The 17802-nt window shown below is 61.5% G+C and carries 18 protein-coding genes, 1 tRNA gene and 1 pseudogene; 11 read left to right on the forward strand and 9 right to left on the reverse strand.

The window, feature by feature from the left end:
- The first annotated feature begins 9 nt into the window (after nt 1-9).
- From ACF8RA_RS21700 to ACF8RA_RS21715, 4 genes are all read left to right on the forward strand, one after another.
- The gene (locus tag ACF8RA_RS21700; protein WP_108190684.1) at nt 10-273 is read left to right on the forward strand and encodes a hypothetical protein; all 264 of its coding nucleotides are present in this window, start codon (nt 10-12) and stop codon (nt 271-273) included.
- A 136-nt stretch (nt 274-409) separates the two neighbouring features.
- The gene (locus ACF8RA_RS21705; protein ID WP_021783348.1) at nt 410-682 is read left to right on the forward strand and encodes a DUF3077 domain-containing protein; all 273 of its coding nucleotides are present in this window, start codon (nt 410-412) and stop codon (nt 680-682) included.
- 350 nt (nt 683-1032) lie between these two features.
- A complete protein-coding gene (locus ACF8RA_RS21710) occupies nt 1033-1338 on the forward strand; it encodes a type II toxin-antitoxin system RelE/ParE family toxin (protein ID WP_392519570.1) in 306 nt (101 codons plus the stop codon).
- On the forward strand, nt 1335-1685 hold the full coding sequence (locus ACF8RA_RS21715) for an addiction module antidote protein (protein WP_176685088.1): 351 nt from the start codon (nt 1335-1337) through the stop codon (nt 1683-1685). The genes ACF8RA_RS21710 and ACF8RA_RS21715 overlap by 4 nt, the downstream gene beginning before the upstream one ends.
- A 98-nt stretch (nt 1686-1783) precedes the next feature.
- Here ACF8RA_RS21715 and ACF8RA_RS21720 read toward each other — a convergent pair.
- The 5 genes from ACF8RA_RS21720 to dapA form a co-directional block, all read right to left on the reverse strand.
- A tRNA-Ser gene (locus tag ACF8RA_RS21720) sits at nt 1784-1873 on the reverse strand.
- Nucleotides 1874-1964: 91 nt separating this feature from the next.
- On the reverse strand, nt 1965-2675 hold the full coding sequence (gene purC, locus ACF8RA_RS21725; protein WP_003254733.1) for a phosphoribosylaminoimidazolesuccinocarboxamide synthase: 711 nt from the start codon (nt 2673-2675) through the stop codon (nt 1965-1967).
- 30 nt (nt 2676-2705) lie between these two features.
- A complete protein-coding gene (locus ACF8RA_RS21730; protein ID WP_176685089.1) occupies nt 2706-3464 on the reverse strand; it encodes an MBL fold metallo-hydrolase in 759 nt (252 codons plus the stop codon).
- The gene (gene bamC / locus ACF8RA_RS21735; RefSeq protein WP_209967578.1) at nt 3465-4586 is read right to left on the reverse strand and encodes an outer membrane protein assembly factor BamC; all 1122 of its coding nucleotides are present in this window, start codon (nt 4584-4586) and stop codon (nt 3465-3467) included.
- Nucleotides 4587-4601: 15 nt separating this feature from the next.
- Entirely contained in the window at nt 4602-5489 is an 888-nt protein-coding gene (gene dapA / locus ACF8RA_RS21740; protein WP_176685091.1) for a 4-hydroxy-tetrahydrodipicolinate synthase, read from the reverse strand.
- Nucleotides 5490-5748: 259 nt separating this feature from the next.
- Between dapA and ACF8RA_RS21745 the strand changes: the two genes are divergently transcribed.
- Both ACF8RA_RS21745 and ACF8RA_RS21750 read left to right on the forward strand, forming a co-directional pair.
- On the forward strand, nt 5749-6309 hold the full coding sequence (locus tag ACF8RA_RS21745; protein ID WP_003254741.1) for a glycine cleavage system protein R: 561 nt from the start codon (nt 5749-5751) through the stop codon (nt 6307-6309).
- An 11-nt stretch (nt 6310-6320) separates the two neighbouring features.
- Nucleotides 6321-6794 carry a peroxiredoxin gene (locus tag ACF8RA_RS21750; RefSeq protein ID WP_176685092.1) on the forward strand — a complete coding sequence of 158 codons (474 nt, stop codon included), beginning with the start codon at nt 6321-6323 and terminating at the stop codon, nt 6792-6794.
- A gap of 117 nt (nt 6795-6911) precedes the next feature.
- Here ACF8RA_RS21750 and ACF8RA_RS21755 read toward each other — a convergent pair whose 3' ends face one another.
- The gene (locus ACF8RA_RS21755) at nt 6912-7982 is read right to left on the reverse strand and encodes an AI-2E family transporter (protein ID WP_021783345.1); all 1071 of its coding nucleotides are present in this window, start codon (nt 7980-7982) and stop codon (nt 6912-6914) included.
- A 20-nt stretch (nt 7983-8002) separates the two neighbouring features.
- Nucleotides 8003-8242 (reverse strand): sulfurtransferase TusA family protein, encoded by a 240-nt coding sequence (locus tag ACF8RA_RS21760; protein ID WP_021783344.1) that lies wholly within the window; start codon nt 8240-8242, stop codon nt 8003-8005.
- A gap of 122 nt (nt 8243-8364) precedes the next feature.
- Here ACF8RA_RS21760 and ACF8RA_RS21765 point away from each other — a divergent pair, with 122 nt between their 5' ends.
- Nucleotides 8365-9801, forward strand: coding sequence for a M48 family metalloprotease (locus tag ACF8RA_RS21765; RefSeq protein WP_209967580.1), 1437 nt, complete (start codon nt 8365-8367; stop codon nt 9799-9801).
- A 108-nt stretch (nt 9802-9909) separates the two neighbouring features.
- Here the strand turns inward: ACF8RA_RS21765 and nadA are convergent, their stop codons facing one another.
- Both nadA and ACF8RA_RS21775 read right to left on the reverse strand, forming a co-directional pair.
- Entirely contained in the window at nt 9910-10968 is a 1059-nt protein-coding gene (gene nadA / locus ACF8RA_RS21770) for a quinolinate synthase NadA (protein ID WP_003254747.1), read from the reverse strand.
- 274 nt (nt 10969-11242) lie between these two features.
- A complete protein-coding gene (locus tag ACF8RA_RS21775; protein WP_392488174.1) occupies nt 11243-12751 on the reverse strand; it encodes a YdgA family protein in 1509 nt (502 codons plus the stop codon).
- A 442-nt stretch (nt 12752-13193) separates the two neighbouring features.
- Between ACF8RA_RS21775 and ACF8RA_RS21780 the strand changes: the two genes are divergently transcribed.
- The 4 genes and pseudogenes from ACF8RA_RS21780 (at nt 13194) to ACF8RA_RS21795 (ending at nt 17787) form a co-directional block, all read left to right on the forward strand.
- A complete protein-coding gene (locus tag ACF8RA_RS21780) occupies nt 13194-14546 on the forward strand; it encodes an APC family permease (RefSeq protein ID WP_209967584.1) in 1353 nt (450 codons plus the stop codon).
- Between the two features lie 285 nt (nt 14547-14831).
- Nucleotides 14832-15821 (forward strand): annotated as a pseudogene (locus ACF8RA_RS21785) (HAMP domain-containing protein); the annotation flags it as partial.
- Between the two features lie 102 nt (nt 15822-15923).
- Nucleotides 15924-16679: a methyl-accepting chemotaxis protein gene (locus ACF8RA_RS21790; RefSeq protein ID WP_370688784.1), complete on the forward strand. Its 756-nt coding sequence runs from the start codon at nt 15924-15926 to the stop codon at nt 16677-16679.
- 148 nt (nt 16680-16827) lie between these two features.
- Entirely contained in the window at nt 16828-17787 is a 960-nt protein-coding gene (locus ACF8RA_RS21795) for a cation diffusion facilitator family transporter (protein WP_392488175.1), read from the forward strand.
- Nucleotides 17788-17802: the final 15 nt, after the last annotated feature.

Raw genomic sequence — 17802 nt, forward strand, 5'->3', positions numbered from 1 at the left:
GGAGCTTACATGCGCAAGACAGTCCCCGATCCACCCTACTCCCCCCATTCCACCCAGATCCTGCAAGACACCCTGGTCCAGTCTTCAGAGTATGTGCTCTGCGCCCTGTCCGTGGCCCGCCAATCCGTGCAACTCAAACCTACCGCCCACAGCTCGATCGTGATGCAGGCCGTGATCCATGAAATGGAAGCGGTACAGGGGCTGGTCGAGTCGGCGTTGATGCAGTTGCAGATGCGGCCGCATTTACCCACAGAGCCTTACACCTTGCATTAGCAGGTCAGGCCTCTTCGCGGGCACGCCCGCTCCCACAGGGTCATCACAGCCGTCACGCACTGCACAGTACCTGTGGGAGCGGGCGAGCCCGCGAAGAGGCCAGCCCAGGCAACCCAGAATCCAGGGAAACAAAACAATGCCCACCGACAACACACCAGAACCCACCACAGTCGGCAAGACCTGCTTCTACCAAGGCGAAAACAACACCCACCCGCTGTTCCGCATCGAACCCGGCATCCCCTGCCAGGACGCCCGCGAACAGGCTTCCGAACTGATGGGTTACGTGCGCGACCTGATCATCACCGGCCTGATGGACGGCGACCAGAAACTGATCTGGGCCTCGCATTACCTGAGCGCAATGGCCAAGGCGCTGTTGGATGATGCTGAGTTGGGGATGATGAAAAAGTAAGTACGAGGAAGCCCTGGAAACGCAAAATATCCCGGGGCTTTACCGATTGCATCATGTCGCAAGCGCACCTAAGCGAGCCCCCACGCTGACAGCTGGAGTGCGACATTCTCTACCGCCATGTAGTCCATTTCCCAAACGCTCAGCAAACCCGCGCTATCCGTTGCCAGCGCTCCGCTCGCGCCCTAGCCTCATCACGTCGCGGCCAAACCAAGCGCCGACGATGGAGGCGAACATCGCTGCAGGCGTATACACCCGTTGCGTAATGAGCAACCCACTCCGTTTATAGAGCCGCAGGCCCACTCGGCCGCTCACTCATCGACAAGGAGTAGCCAGTAGGCTACATTCAATGCATGCCGAATCAGATAGACACAACGTCTGAATTTGACGATTGGCTAGATGGCCTAAAAGATCCAATTGGCAGAGGTGCTGTTTCCTTGAGGATTGCCCGAGCAGAAAACGATTGCTTCGGTGATATCGAATCCGTTGGCGAGGGTATCAGTGAGATGCGCGTATTTGTAGGCCCCGGATATCGAATCTACTTCGTTCGAACGGGCGCAATCCGCTACCTGATGCTCTACCGTAGCGATAAAACAGATCAACGCAGAGCCATCAAACGAGCAAAGGAAATTTTTGATGCTTTAAGAGGTAAAAAATGATGAGCAAAAAAATTTCGCCGCAAGACATGCCAATCCTTGATCTGGATTTGAGCAAAACAAAACGCTTCGAGGCCTCCCGGTTTCTCGACAGCCCGGAAACCATCGCGGCATTTCTGGCAGAGGCAATGAAGGCTAATGACGCTCAAACCCTGATGCATGCATTGGGTGAAGTGGCAAAAGCCAAGGGCGTGAATCAGTTTGCGCAAGACGCAGGGGTCAATCGAGAGTCTCTTTATAAAACGCTGAAGGGCGGAGAAAAGACCCGTTTCGCTACTATTCAAAAACTGATGGTTGCCTTAGGTGTAGAGCTCACGGTCAGGCCGCTCGAGAAGCTTCCGGGCTCTTGATTTAACCGCTCGGGCAATTAGCATGCTGGCTGTAAATCTTTGCCTTCCATAACGAAAAAGCCCCCGGAAGCTTTCGCTTCCAGGGGCTTGATCTTGTATGGCGGAGAGATAGGGATTTGAACCCTAGGTACTGTTGCCAGTACAACGGATTTCGAATCCGTCCCGTTCGACCACTCCGGCATCTCTCCAATGCCGCGCATCATACCAGCGTTCTTTTAAAACGCAAATCTTTTTTTCAAAAAAACCGCGTGGTATCAGGCGCTTGCGTGAACGCGCCGCTTACAGCGGCACGCCCAGGCGCTTGGCAACTTCTTCGTAGGCTTCGATCACGTCGCCCAGGCCCTGGCGGAAGCGGTCCTTGTCCATCTTCTTGCGGGTTTCTTTGTCCCACAGGCGGCAGCCGTCCGGGCTGAACTCGTCGCCCAGCACGATCTGGCCGTGGAATACGCCGAACTCCAGCTTGAAGTCGACCAGCAGCAGGCCGGCGTCATCGAACAGCTTGCTCAGCACTTCGTTGACCTTCAACGACAGCTTCTTCATTTCCACCAGTTGCTCGGCGGTGCCCCAGCCGAACGCGACAACGTGAGATTCGTTGATGAAGGGGTCGCCCTTCTCGTCGTTCTTCAGGAACAGCTCGAAGGTGGACGGCTCCAGCTTGATGCCCTCCTCCACGCCCAGGCGCTTGACCAGGCTGCCGGCAGCGTAGTTGCGCACCACGCACTCGACCGGAATCATGTCCAGCTTCTTCACCAGGCACTCGTTGTCGCCCAGCAGCTTGTCGAACTGGGTCGGCACGCCGGCTTCTTCCAGTTTCTGCATGATGAAGGCGTTGAACTTGTTGTTCACCATGCCTTTGCGGTCGAGTTGTTCGATACGCTTGCCGTCGAACGCCGACGTGTCGTTACGGAACAGCAGGATCAAGCGGTCGGCGTCGTCGGTCTTGTAAACCGATTTGGCCTTGCCGCGGTAAAGTTCTTCGCGTTTTTCCATGATTGGGCTCCGCTTGCTTGAGGTGTTGGGCTAGGCGATTTCGCGCCAGTCGAGCCCGTGTTCCTGATTCGCCACCTGGAGCCAGTCCGGGTCGCACCCAAGGGTGTCGACGAAGCACTGGCGGGCCAAGTGTGGCAGGTTGTTCTTGCTGCTGAGGTGGGCCAGCACCAGGTGTTGCAGGTTGTTCCAGCCCAACTCTTGCACCAGGCGCGCGGCCTGGTGGTTGTTCAAATGCCCTTGCATGCCACCCACCCGCCGCTTCAAGAAGGCCGGATAGTGACCGCGCGCCAGCAGGTCGCGGCAGTGGTTGGCCTCGATCAGCAGTGCATCCAGGCCCTGGTAACGCTCCAACAGCAGCGCGTCGTACGAGCCCAGGTCAGTAAGCATGCCAAAACGCCGCTGACCATCGCTCACCACGTACTGCAATGGCTCGTAAGCATCGTGCTCGACCCGCGCTGCGGTCACTTCCAGGCTGCCGATGCGCAGGCTTTGGCCACAAGCGAGAAAACCGGCCACCTCGACCGGCTTGCGCATGCCGCGCAAGGTCCCTTGGCTGAGGTAGACCGGTACATTGTAGCGCCGTGACAGCAAGCCGACCCCATGCACGTGGTCGGCATGTTCGTGGGTGACCAATACCGCACTGAGCTGGGCCGCCGACACACCGAGCAGCGCCAGGCGCCGCTCGGTTTCGCGCAGGGAAAAACCGCAATCGACCAGGATGAACGTGTCACCACTGGCGATCAGCGTGCCGTTCCCTTGGCTGCCGCTTCCGAGTACCGCGAAGCGCACTTAGCCCAGGTGGTCCTGAATGGCGCTCAGCACGCGGCGGGCGACATCGGCCGGAGCCACGGTGTTGATGTTCTTCTCGACCGTGACCTGCACGGTCTCACCCACCTTGCTCAGGCGAACCTGGTAACGCTCGGCACGGGCTTCACGCTCTTCCTTGGTCGGCTCGCTGCCGAACAGGCGGCTGAAGAAGCCAGGCTGGTTCTGCTTGTCGTCAGGCTTCTCGGACAGATTGATGTAGTACAGGCCCAGGCTGCGGTTGATGTCTTCAACACGCCATTCGCCACCCTGCTCCAGGGCACGGCCTACGCCAGACCAGGCGCGGTCCAGGTCGGAGCCCAGATACAGTACCGGGTTGCCGCTGCCGTCTTCGCTCAGGCTGACGCGGCTGGGTGCGTCGAAATCGCGCGCGGCCAGCAGCGACACCGAACCACCCTTCTCGGCGCTGCGGTTCATGCTGGCAAGCATTTCATCGACCAGCAGGGCATCGGTGCCGGTATTGCTGGAGGTGGACGGGAACGCAGGATCGGCAGTGCTGCCCGCCGGGCGCTCGACGCTGACCACATACACTTCGGAGGTGTTGCGCTGCACGCCAGGCTCCATGCGCACACGCACACGCACCTCGCTGTCACCGCTGCTGGCAGTGCTGGCCAGACGCTGGCCAAGCGATGCCGACAGCTCATCGAAACGCTGCCAGGTGGTATTGAACTCACCTGTCTGCGGACGCTCTTCAGCAATGCGGAAGCCGTTGTCCTCGAAGAACTGCCGGGCTACCGGCCACACTTCGGCTGGCGAATGCTGGGCCAGTACCCAACGGCTGCTGCCACTGCGCTGCAGGCTGTAGTCGGTGAGCTGGGCGGCACCGCCGGTCAGCGGTTGCGGGCGCGGCACTTCGAACTCACCCGCGACGTTATCGTCAGCGACGTTACGCGGAATCGGCAGCAGCGGGTCAAGGCGCTTGACGTTGCTGGCGTCCGGCGGCAGTTGCATCGGCGCGGTCGGGTGGGCCTGCAGGTAGTCACTGCCGCGGTCGCGGAAATAGCCATCCTCGCCCCACAGCCAGCCACACCCGCTGGTGCTGGAGATAATCAGGGCAAGGGCGGAAAGACCAGCCAGTCGCTTCATGCGGTGTACTTCCTCTTAAACCAGTACGCCGGACTGGCGCAAGGCAGTACGGACTTTTTCGTGGCAGCCTTCGCTCAGCCAGGTCAGGGGCAGGCGAATACCTTTTTGCATCAGGCCCATTTCGACGAGCGCCCATTTCACCGGGATCGGGTTGGACTCGCAGAACAGGTCTTTGTGCAGCGGCATGAGTTTTTCGTTGATTGCGCGGGCCTTCTCGGCATTGCCCTCAAGGGCGGCCTCGCACAGGTCGGCCATTTCGCGCGGAGCGACGTTGGCAGTGACGGAGATGTTGCCCTTGCCCCCCATCAGGATCAGCTCGACGGCAGTCGGATCGTCGCCGGACATGACGATGAAGTCCTTGCTGACGCCATCGAGGATGGCCTTGGCGCGGGCCAGGTCGCCCGTGGCTTCCTTGATGCCGATGATGTTCGGCACGGTCGACAGGCGGATCACGGTCTCGGCCTGCATGTCGCAGGACGTGCGGCCGGGAACGTTGTAGAGGATCTGCGGGATGTCGACGGCTTCGGCAATGTGCTTGAAGTGCTGGTACAGGCCTTCTTGCGTCGGCTTGTTGTAGTACGGCACTACCAGCAGGCAGGCGTCGGCGCCAGCGTTCTTGGCGTTCTGGGTCAGGTGCACGGCTTCGGCGGTGGAGTTGGCACCGGTGCCGGCGATGACCGGAATCGGCTTCTTGCTGTGCTTGACGCGCTCGACCACATGCTTGATGACCAGGATGTGTTCTTCGACATCCAGCGTGGCGGACTCACCGGTGGTGCCGACAGCGACGATCGCATGGGTGCCGTTTTCCAGGTGGAAGTCTACAAGTTTGTCGAGGCTAGCCCAATCAAGACGCCCTTGTGCATCCATGGGTGTGACCAATGCCACCATACTGCCCGCAATCATGTAACTGCTCCTGCCGGAAAAAGAGAGCGGTAATGGTACTGGGGGCATCGACCTTGCACAAGCGAAGCAGGCGGGTGGAGCATTCCCCTCGGCGGCTTATTTCGCTACCCTTGGCCCTTTGATCGGTGCAGCGCGGCCCGCCGGGCCGTCGACCTTGCTCCCCGCCAGCGTCCAAGACCTCGCATGCGAGCCCCGGGCCCTGCCGACAGGAGGCTTTTGCCCGTCCTGTGCCGACCGCTCATCGCTTTAGGAATGCTGCATGTCCACCCCCACCGTCCGCGAACAATTCCTTGTCATCAGTGCCCTGGGCCCGAACCCCATGGAGCTGGCCAACGTCCTCAGCCGCGCTGCCTTCGAAAACCGCTGCGCGGTGGTCACCTCGCGCCTGAGCCGCCACGGCGAGACCAGCGCTCTGGTGCTGCAGGTTGGCGGCAGCTGGGACGCCCTGGCACGTCTCGAATCCACCCTGCCAGGCCTGGGCAAGAAGCACGGCCTGACCCTCGACGTGGTCCGCAGCGCCGACCAGGAAGTGCGCCCGCAGGCCCTTCCGTATGTGGCCTACGTCAGCGCTGCCTACCGCCCCGACATCATCAACGAGCTGTGCCAGTTCTTCCTCGACCACCGCGTCGAGCTGGAAGCCATGACCTGCGACACCTACCTGGCGCCGCAAACCGGTAGCAGCATGCTCAACGCCCAGTTCACCGTGATTCTGCCGGCCGGCACGCAGATCAGCTGGCTACGCGACCAGTTCCTGGACTTTGCCGATGCCCTGAACCTCGACGCACTGATCGAGCCATGGCGTCCACAGAACCCAATGTAAGGAAACCGATCATGGCTGTAGCACTCGACCAACCTGTTGCCGACTTCCAGGCCCAGGCCACCAGCGGGCAAACCGTCAGCCTTGCCGAACTCAAGGGCCAGCAGGTGGTGGTGTACTTCTACCCCAAGGACAGCACACCAGGCTGCACCACCGAGGGCCAGGGCTTCCGCGACCAGCACGATGCCTTCACCGCAGCCAACACCGTGGTATTCGGTGTATCGCGCGATGGCATCAAGTCCCACGAGAACTTCAAGGCCAAGCAAGGCTTCCCGTTCGAACTGATCAGCGACAAGGACGAGGCCCTGTGCCAGCTGTTCGATGTGATCAAGCTGAAGAAGCTGTATGGCAAGGAGTACATGGGCGTTGACCGCAGCACCTTCCTGATCGACAAGGACGGTGTGCTGCGCCAGGAATGGCGCGGGGTGAAGGTGCCCGGGCATGTGGATGCAGTTCTGGCTGCTGCTCAGACCTTGAACAAGGCTTGAAATTGAATGGGGCTGCCTTGCAGCCCTTCGCGGGCACGCACGCTCCCACAGGAATTGTGCAGGGCCCAGTGGGAGCGGGCATGCCCGCGAAGGGCCGCAGAGCGGCCCCAATTACATTCAAAGCATCGGTGAAACGCTAGGCTCCTGCTTGGGCCACGCATCCAGCACGGCCTTGATCAGCGTCGCCAGCGGGATGGCGAAGAAAATCCCCCAGAACCCCCATAGCCCGCCAAACAGCAGCACCGCGCAAATAATCGCCACCGGGTGCAGGCTCACCGCTTCGGAGAACAGCAGCGGCACCAGCACATTGCCATCCAGCGCCTGGATGATCGCGTACACCGTCATCAGGTAGATGAACTGGTCGCCCCAGCCCCACTGGAACAGCGCAATCAAGGTGACCGGCACAGTCACGACCACCGCGCCCACGTAGGGCACCACCACCGACAGCCCCACCAGCAAGGCCAGTAGCGCTGCGTAATTGAGCCCCAGGCTGATGAAGGCAATGTAAGTGGCAATGCCGCAGATCAAGATCTCGATGCCCTTGCCGCGGATGTAGTTGGCGATCTGCCGGTTCATCTCGCTGCCCACCCGGCTCAGCAAGGTGCGCTGGCGCGGCAGGTAGCCGCTGACCCAGCGGCCAATGAGTTCGCGATCCTTCAGGAAGAAGAACACCAGAATCGGCACCAGCACCAGATAGATCATGGCATTGACCAGCAGTGGCAGGCTGGACAGCGAGAAGGTCAGCGCCCATTGACCAAACTTGCCAATTTCACCTCGCACCGACTCGATGGCGTGCAGCACCTGCTCGTCCGACACCAGGTGCGGATACCGCTCCGGCAGCAGCAACAACAACGACTGCCACTTGCCGAGCATCCCCGGCAGCTCGTTGAACAGCGTAATCAGCTGGTGCCACAGCAACGGCACCAGCACCAGCATGAACACCGCCAGCGCGCCCATGAACAGGGCGAACACCAGCATCACTGCCAGCCGTGTCGGTACCCGCACGCGCTCCAGGGCGTTGACCAGCCCCTGCATCAGAAAAGCCAGCACCATGCCCGCCAGCACCGGCGCGAGCATGCCGCCCAGGGTGAGCACTGCGGTAAATGCCAGGAACAACAGGACCGCCAGCACCACCGCTTCCTCATCGGAGAAGTAGCGCTGCACCCAGTCGCGAAAGACTTTGAACATTGACGATCCTTGGAAAAGACTCAGGCCTTGCGCAGCCAGTAAGTGTAGGTACCGGCCTCGGCCGTTTCATGCAGCAGGGTATGACCGGCCAGCTGGGCGAAAGTGCGGAAGTCGCGCTGGGAGCCTGCGTCAGTGGCGATGACCTTGAGCACCGCACCACTGGCCAGGCGATTGAGCTCCATCTTGGCCTTGAGCAGTGGCAAAGGGCAATTCAGCCCGCTGGCGTCCAGTTCGGCGTCGCAGGTCAGGGTGTTACTCATCGCAGGGTCTCCAAAGGCGTCGCCAGGCTGCTTCCTGGCATGGCTGGCTAGGATAGCGCCACTGGTCGTCAACGTGTGAGCCCGCTACAGTAGGTATCTTTGATCCGACGCGAGCTTCATGCATGAATCTACTGCGCCCTACCCTGCTGACGCTGGCCTGCCTGATGGCCCTTCCCGGCCATGCTGACGACCTGCCATCACTGGGTGATGCCAGTTCTGCGATCGTCTCGCCGCAACAGGAGCACCAACTGGGCCGCGCCTGGCTCAGCCTGCTGCGCGGCCAGGTCAATCAGCTCAATGACCCACAGCTCAAGGACTATGTCGAAACCAGCGTTTACAAGCTGGCCGAAACCAGCCAACTGCAGGACCGGCGCCTGGAGTTCATCCTGATCGACAGCCGCGAGCTCAACGCCTTCGCCGCCCCGGGTGGCATTGTCGGGGTCAACGGTGGGCTGTTCCTCAACGCCCAGACCGAGGGCGAATATGCCTCGGTGCTGGCCCACGAACTGGCGCACTTGTCGCAACGCCACTTCGCGCGGGGTGTCGAGGCTCAGCAGCGCATGCAGCTGCCGATGATGGCGGCGCTGCTGGCCGGCATCGTGCTGGCCGCAGGTGGCGCCGGCGATGCGGGCATCGGCATGATTGCCGGCACCCAGGCAGCGGCCATTCAGGAGCAACGGCGCTTCTCGCGCCAGAACGAACAGGAAGCCGACCGCATCGGTATCCAGAACCTGGAAAAGGCCGGCTACGATCCACGCAACATGCCGACCATGTTCGAGCGCCTGGCACGCCAGTACCGGTATGACGCCAAACCGCCGGAATTCCTGCTGACCCACCCGGTGACCGAATCACGTATTGCCGACACCCGTAACCGCGCCGACCAGGCGCCCAAGGGTGGCATTGAAGACAGCATGCGCTACCAACTGATCCGCGCCCGGGTGGCACTGATCTACGAGGGCACACCGGGGCTTGCCGCCAAACGCTTCCGTGCCCAACTGGACGAAGACCCAAAGCTGGACGCTGCACGTTATGGCCTGGCCTTGGCGCAGATCAAGGGTGGGCGATTGAACGAGGCGCGTGAAATGCTCAAGCCGCTGCTGGCCAAGGCGCCCAACGACATCACCTACAACCTGGCACAGATCGACCTGGACATTACCAACAACCGCCTGGCCGACGCCCAGCAGCGCGCTGAGCGGATGCAGGGGCTGTACCCGGGAAACTACCCGCTGAAACAGGTGCGTGCCGACCTGCTGGTGAAACAGAACAAGCCGGCCGAGGCCGAGAAGGTGTTGAACGAGCTGGTCAAGAGCCGCCCGGATGACCCGGATGTGTGGTACGACATGGCCGAGGTGCGTGGCTTGTCGGGCAATACCATTGGCTTGCACCGGGCGCGGGCCGAGTACTTCACGCTGGTCGGCGACTTTGACCAGGCAATCCAGCAGCTGGATTACGCCAAGCGTCGGGCAGGCGGTAACTTCCCGCTGGCCTCACAGATTGACCAGCGCCAGCGCGAGATCATGGAGCAGCGGCGCATGGTTCAGGAAATGATGGGGCGCTGAAGGCGATTCGCGGGCAAGCCCGCTCCCACAGGTACTCCACCGCCTTGGTAAACGGTGCAATATCTGTGGGAGCGGGCGAGCCCGCGAAGAGTATGACGCGGTCTGGCGTCAGGCATTACCAGACAGCTTCAGCCGCGCCGCCTGGGTAAAGTCCAGCATGCGATTAAGCGGCTTGATCGCCTTGGGCACCAGCGCCGGGTCAACGAAAATCTCGTTGGTGCCGTTACGCAGGCAATCCAGCACCCGCTCCAGGGTGTTCATCGCCATCCACGGGCAGTGCGCGCAACTGCGGCATGCCGCGCCGTTGCCGGCGGTGGGGGCTTCGACGAATTCCTTGTCCGGGCACAGCTGCTGCATCTTGTAGAAGATGCCGCGGTCGGTGGCGACGATGAAGGTTTTGTTCGGCAGGGTCTGGGCAGCCTTGATCAGCTGGCTGGTGGAGCCCACCGCGTCGGCCAACTCGATCACCGCTTCCGGCGACTCGGGGTGCACCAGGATCGCAGCATCCGGGTACAGCGCCTTCATGTCGGCCAATTGGCGCGACTTGAACTCCTCGTGAACGATGCAGGCACCGTCCCACAGCAGCATGTCGGCACCGGTTTGCTTCTGGATGTAACGGCCCAGGTGCTGGTCCGGGCCCCAGATGATGGTTTCGCCGTTGTCCATCAGGCTTTCGACAATTTCCAGCGCGCAGCTCGAGGTCACTACCCAGTCGGCGCGTGCCTTCACCGCTGCGGACGTGTTGGCGTAGACCACCACGGTGCGCTCAGGGTGCTGGTCGCAGAAGGCCGAGAACTCTTCTACCGGGCAGCCCAGGTCGAGCGAGCAGGTGGCCTCCAGGGTCGGCATTAGCACGCGCTTTTCCGGGGTGAGGATTTTTGCCGTCTCGCCCATGAAGCGCACACCGGCCACGATGACCGTTTCGGCCGGGTGGTTCTTGCCGAAACGGGCCATTTCCAAAGAGTCGGATACACAGCCGCCGGTTTCTTCAGCCAGTGCCTGGATGACCGGGTCGCAGTAATAGTGGGCAACCAGCACCGCATTCTGGGCTTTGAGCTCGGCAGCGATGGCCGCACGGTATTCGGCCTCCTGCTCGGCTGTCAGCGGGTTGGGCTGCTTGGCGTCGAGGTGGGCCTGAACCAAAAGGCGTTCGGAAATCTGGGTCATGATCGCTGGACCTGCAGGCGCGCTTGCGCGTCAAATCGAGTGTATCACCCGGCCCTGGCAGATCGGCTAAGGGTGCCGGACGGCACACTGACCGCCACGGCCCTCTGCGGGCGCGGATTATTATCGGAGGCCGAAGGCTACAGACAATCCAGCGATTACTAAAGTGGTTTTTGTGTTGCCTGTACTGGCCTCTTCGCGGGTAAACCCGCACCTACACTGTGAAATCCTTGTAGGAGCGGGTTCACCCGCGAAGAGGCCGCAACAGGAGAAACCATCACCCCTGCGGCGACAGGGCCGCCAGATGCGCCGCCATGAACATGGCAAATTCTTCCACGGTCATTTTTCGGCCATTGAAATCGACCATGCCCTCGGCATAGTGCAGGCTGCTGACCACATCATCGCCCTGCAAGGTGGCCATGCCGCTCTGCAGCGCCATCATGCCGACCATCTCCCCCGCCTGGCTCGACTGCATGGCAATGGCTTGGGCATCGGTCTGGCCATCCAGCAAGGCTTGCAAGGTCGCCAGGTCACCGATCATCGGCTTGGACAGCGACAGCTTGCCTTTCACCTCAGTGATGATCTGCTTGCTCAGCTGGTCCGGCGGCAGGTCGAAGCTGGTCGGCGCGGCAAGGTCCATCGACAGGTTGAAGCGGCTCTCGCCATTGGCGGTCTTGAACGACAGGTTTTCCACCGCCAGCTTGGGCTTGGCGGCCAGCAATTTCTGCAAGTCACCCTGGAAGCGGGCCTTTTCGGCATCGTCCATCTGGATCTGCGGCACCGGCTGGCCAGCAGCACTGGCGGCCTCGAACTCCGGCAAGTGCGACTGGTACCACTTCGACAATGCCTGCAGCGCCGGGGCGTTGACAGACGTCACGCTCACCGCCATCTGCGCCTTGCCTACCGCGCGGCCATCCCAGCTGATGTCGCCGACTTTGTACTCCGCGCGGCCACCCACGGTGTCCGCGCCCTCGAGGGTTTGCAAGGCCTTCTGCTCCAGCCCCTTGATCAGCAGCACCTGCTGTCTGGGCCCAAGTGTGACCTTGGTTTCAGCCAACGCCAGATCGACGTTACCCACATAGATGGCATCGTGCGCGGTGGCTGCGAGGTTACCGCCAAACTTCAGCCCTTTGAGCTCGAACGTGGCCGGCGGCTGGTCGTCTTGCACCCTTTTAATCACGAGACTGTCGGCCTGGCCGTGGAACGTCGAGGCCTTGCCCTCCTTGTCCCCGCTGACTTCGAACTGCATGCCCGAGAAGTCCAGGCTGTTGCCATCCGCTTCATCCAACTTGAGCGGCGCCAGCTGAACCTGGCTGACCACACTGCCGCTGTAACCCAGGCTGGTCTGCGCACTGATCGGGGCCTTTTCACCCGCAGCGGCGAACCATGGCGCGACGGCCTCATCCTTCTGCAGCGTGCTGTTGCTGACCGCCATTACCGGCATCAGCTTCAGCGCCCTGACCCTGGACCAGGGAAACGGGCCGTGCTCGATCTGGTCGGTCACGCCCACGTCAAAATTAATCACTTCGCCCTCACCCACGTTGATGTCGCGAGCCTTGAGCCGGTACTGGGCAGTACTGCTGAAGAGATGCTGCTCCAGCGACACACGCTCGATGCTCATGCTACCACCGGTACTGACCAGGGCCTTTCTGAGTTCGGCGTTGCTGCGTGCAAGGGCGTTGTCCAGCTCTGCAGGCAGCTGCTTGCCGGTGTACCAGGCGCCTGCGGTAGTTGCGACGGCAATGGCGATAGCCAGGCCGGAAAGGATGCCAACTGATTTCTTCATGAATAGAACCGATTGCTGTCCGTAAGGGCTTCGAAGGCGGCCAGAGGCCACGCAGAAAACGAAGAGTACCACCCCCGATTGGACCGAGCGCTGGCCCAGGTCGAGAAATGCCATTTTTCGGACACGTCTGACACCGAGGCAAGCAAGCAAAGGATTCGTTAATTTTTACGAACACGCCAGTTGATCATAATCGCAAATAAACGCGCAAAAACCGAACAAAACCCGTATTTAATCGATAAATATTTCAATTTAGCAACATCTTGTCATGTTTAACTTGACACCCACCTACCCATCGTTTTTTATTTTCACCACTCTGCGCGCCTCGCGCCTCCCGCCGCTCCAACATAAAAGGTGAACAATATGGAGCCCATCCGCTCGCCCTTGCCGCATGCGCAATACACCGTGCCCGTCGTTTACGCCCAGCAGCAGGAGCCATGCCAGCATGCAGCCTGACCAGAGCGCTTCCGGCAACGGCCAACTCCGCAAAACCCTGCGCCTCTGGCACGTGATCATCATCGGCCTGGCCTACCTGACCCCGATGACCGTGTTCGACACCTTCGGCATCGTCAGCGGGATTACCGCCGGCCACGTACCCAGCGCCTACATTCTGGCGCTGGCCGGCATCCTGTTCACCGCCGTAAGCTATGGCACCCTGGTAAAGCGCTTTCCGCAGTCGGGTTCGGCTTACACCTATACCCAACGCGCAATCAACCCGCATGTGGGCTTCCTGGTCGGCTGGTCTTCGCTACTGGACTACCTGCTGCTGCCAATGGTCAACGCACTGCTGGCCAAGCTTTACCTTTCAGCCATGTTCCCGGAAGTGCCGGAGTGGATGTGGGTGGCCGGCTTCGTCACCCTGATCAGCCTGATCAATATGCGCAGCGTGAACCTGGTGGCGCACTTCAACCTGCTGTTCGTGGGTGTGCAGGTGGCGATCATCGCCGTGTTCATCTACCTGTGCGTGCGCGGCCTGGACCATGGTGAAGGGCTGGGTACCACCTGGAGCCTGATACCGTTCGCCGACAGCCAGACCCAGTTCAGCGCCCTGGCCGCCGGTGCGACCATCCTGTGCTTCTCGTTCCTGGGCTTTGACGCGGTCACCTGCCTGTCCGAGGAAACTCGCGATCCGGCCAAGACCATCCCCCGGGCGATCTTCCTCACCGCATTGATCGGTGGCGTGGTGTTCATCACTGTGTCGTATTTCATCCAGGCCTACTTCCCGACCATGGCCCGTTTCCACGACCAGGAAGCGGCCCTGCCCGAAATTGCCCTGTACGTTGGCGGCAAGCTATTCCAGTCAATCTTCATCGCCTGCACCGTAATCAACACCATCGCCTCGGGCCTGGCCTCGCAAACCAGCGTGTCGCGCCTGCTGTATGTAATGGGCCGTGACAACGTGATCCCGGCCAGGGTCTTCGCCCGCCTGCATTCGCGCTACAAGACACCCGTGCTGAACATTGCCGTGGTCGGCGTCATTTCGCTGTCGGCGATCTTCTTCGACCTGGTGACTGCCACCTCGATCATCAACTTCGGCGCCCTGGTCGCGTTCAGCTTCGTCAACCTGTCGGTGATCAACCACTGCTACCTGCGTGAAGGCAATCGCAAAGGCCTGTCCAACCAGTTGAAGTACCTGGTACTGCCTACCATCGGCTTCTGCATCATCGTCTCGCTATGGCTGGACCTGAACGCACATTCGCTGATGTTTGGCGGCATCTGGGCTGCGCTCGGGCTGGTCTACCTGGGCTGGCTGACCAAAGCCTTCCGCTCGGCACCACCCAACTATGTCGCCGAATGAACCCTGCTGCCCACAACGCCCGCGCCTGACCGCGGGCGTTGTATTTGACCGATAAGGAAAGCCCTCATGCCGCTGCGTCGCCTCTCCATCCAATGGAAGATCACCCTGCTCGCCGGGCTGTGCCTGCTGGCCATTGTCGCCTTGCTGGTAGCCACCTCGCTGACCCAGGCGCATCGCAGCGCTGCCCTGGTCAACCAGGCCAACACTGCCATGCTTGAAAACAGCGCCCGCCAGCGCCTGCAGGCCCAAGCCGAAACCCAGGCCTTGCGTATCCAGCGCTACTTCATGGACGCCTACCAGTACGGCAATGGGTTTGCCCGCCTGGTGCAAGTGCTGAAGGCCCGTGGTGGTAGCGACCTGCGCGCCGAACTGACCCGCCAGGCGCGTGCCAGCCTGGCCGGCAATCCGGATGTGATCGGTCTGTACCTGGTGTTCCAGCCCAATGCCCTGGACCAGCAGGACAGCCAGTACCTCGGCCAGGACGCCGTGGGCAGCAATGAGAGCGGGCGTTTCTCGCTGTACTGGTCACAACCCAGCCCCGGCACCCTGGAACTTGAAGCCATGCCGGAAACGATGCTCGGTGACAACAGCATTGGCAGCAACGGCGCGGCGAAGAACCGCTGGCTGACCTGCCCGCAGGACACCGCCAGAACCTGCATGCTCGAGCCGTACCTCGACGAGGTCAACGGACGCCAGGTGCTGATGACCAGCATCGCCCTACCATTGCTGGAACACGGCAAGGTCATCGGCGTGGTCGGCATTGACATCGGCCTGGCCAACCTGCAGCAACTGAGTGTGGACGGCCGCCGCGATCTGTTCGACGGCCAGGGCCAGGTGAGCATCGCCACCGCCGCCGGCCTGCTGGCCGGCAACAGTCGCGACGACAGCGCACTCGGCAAGCCCATGGACAAGGCGGTAGCCGACGGGCTGCTGCGCGTGGCCCACCCCTTCATGCCCATCCCTGACACAGCCCCGTGGCAGGTATTGCTGGAGTTGCCGGAAAGCGTGCTGCAGGCCCCTGCCGTAGCCCTCAACCAGCGCCTTGATGCCCATAACCAGAACGCCAACCGCATCAGCCTGCTGATAGGCCTTGGCACGGCAATCGCCGGCTTGCTGCTGGTATGGCTGACCGCGCGCGGCGTTAGCCGGCCAATCCTGGCCGTGGCTGCACGCCTGGAAGACATTGCCAGTGGCGAGGGCGACCTTACTCGCCGCCTGGACTACGCCCGCCAGGATGAACTGGGCCAGCTCACCAGCTGGTTCAACCGCTTCCTCGACAAGTTGCAACCGACTATTGCCCAGGTCAAAGGGTCGCTGCAGGAGGCACGCGACACCGCCGACCAATCGGCCGCCATTGCCAGCCAGACCAGCAACGGCATGCAGCAACAGCACCGCGAAATCGAACAGGTGGCCACAGCGGCCAACGAAATGAGCGCTACAGCCCTGGATGTCGCCCACAACGCCTCGCAGGCGGCCCAGGCCGCACGTGCTGCGGATCAGGCCAGCCAGGAAGGCTTGCAACTGGTGGACAGCACGCGCCAGGGCATCGACCGCCTGGCCGCAGGCATGAACACTGCCATGGACGAGGCGCGCGCACTGGAAGACCGCAGCGGGCAAATCGGCTCGGTGCTTGAAGTGATCCGCACCATTGCCGAGCAAACCAACCTGCTGGCACTGAATGCCGCCATCGAAGCGGCCCGCGCAGGCGAAGCCGGGCGTGGCTTCGCCGTGGTTGCCGATGAGGTCCGCGGCCTGGCCCAGCGCACGCAGGTCTCGGTGGAGGAAATTCGCCAGGTCATCGAAGGCCTTCAACAGGGTACACAGGACGTGGTCGGGGCCATGCATGCAGGCCAACGCCAGGCCCAGGACAGCGCCGCACGCATGGAGCAGGCATTGCCAGCACTGCAGCGCATTGGCGAGGCGGTGGCGGTTATCAGTGACATGAACCTGCAGATTGCCTCGGCAGCGGAAGAGCAGAGCGCGGTGGCCGAGGAAGTGAACCGTAACGTGGCCGGCATTCGAGACGTGACAGAATCACTGGCCGGGCAGGCCGATGAATCAGCACGCATCAGCCAAGCCCTGAACCGGCTGGCCAACCAGCAGCAAGCGCTAATGGAGCAGTTTCGCGTCTAGCCTGTGAGGGCCTCTTCGCGGGTAAACCCGCTCCTACACGGGATTTGCACTGCTCTTGTAGGCGGCGCCAGCCCCTGTAGGAGCGGGCTTGCCCGCGAAGAGGCCGGTACAGACACCACAGCATCATCGTTTTTACTGAGCACTATTCATGCAAACCGCAACCCGATCCACTTTCTTCGACATCACCAGCGAACAAGGGCTTTTACGCACCTCGATCGCCGCCACCCTGTTCATTGCCACCATCGGCATCGCCTTCGGCCTGGCCTCCGGCTCGTTTTCCATCGTCTTCGACGGCGTCTACTCGTTGGTGGATGCCAGCATGAGCGGGCTGTCGCTGGTGGTGGTCAAGCTGATCACTTCGCACACCACCAGCGTGCAGATGTCGCGCAAGCTGCGCGAACGCTTCACCATGGGTTTCTGGCACCTGGAGCCCATGGTACTGGCGCTCAACGGCATCCTGCTCGGCGGCGTGGCCATCTACGCGCTGATCAACGCCGTCAGCAGCCTGCTGCAAGGCGGGCGCCACCTGGAGTTCGGCATTGCCATGGTCTACGCAATGCTGACGGTGATCACCTGCGTGACCATCGCCGTCGTCGAGGCCCGCGCCAACCGCAAACTGAAGTCAGACTTCGTACGCATGGACGTCAAGGGCTGGGTGATGTCGGCCAGCATCACTGCCGCACTACTGATCGCCTTCTGCTTTGGCTATGCCGTGCAGGGCACTTCGCTTGAATGGGTATCACCGTACATCGACCCGGCGGTGCTGGCGCTGGTGTGCCTGGTGATCGTGCCGTTGCCGATGTCGGTGGTGCGTCAGGCGCTGTCTGAAATCTTCCTGGTCACCCCCGGCGACCTCAAACTGCACGTGGATGAAGTGGCCAAGGCCTTCGTCGCCCGCCACGGCCTGCAGTCTTACCGCGCCTATGTCGCCAAGGTCGGGCGCTCGAGGGAGATTGAGCTGTATTTCATCGTGCCCAAAACCATGGCGGCGAAGACCATCGATGAATGGGATGCCTGGCGCAACGAGATTGGCGACGCGGTAGGCGGCGAAGGGCCGGACCGTTGGCTGACGGTGGTATTTACCGGGGATCCTGAGTGGGCCGAGTAAATCGAGGCGCTTTGC

Source organism: Pseudomonas sp. FYR_5 (assembly GCF_043106315.1).
GTDB lineage: Bacteria > Pseudomonadota > Gammaproteobacteria > Pseudomonadales > Pseudomonadaceae > Aquipseudomonas > Aquipseudomonas putida_Y.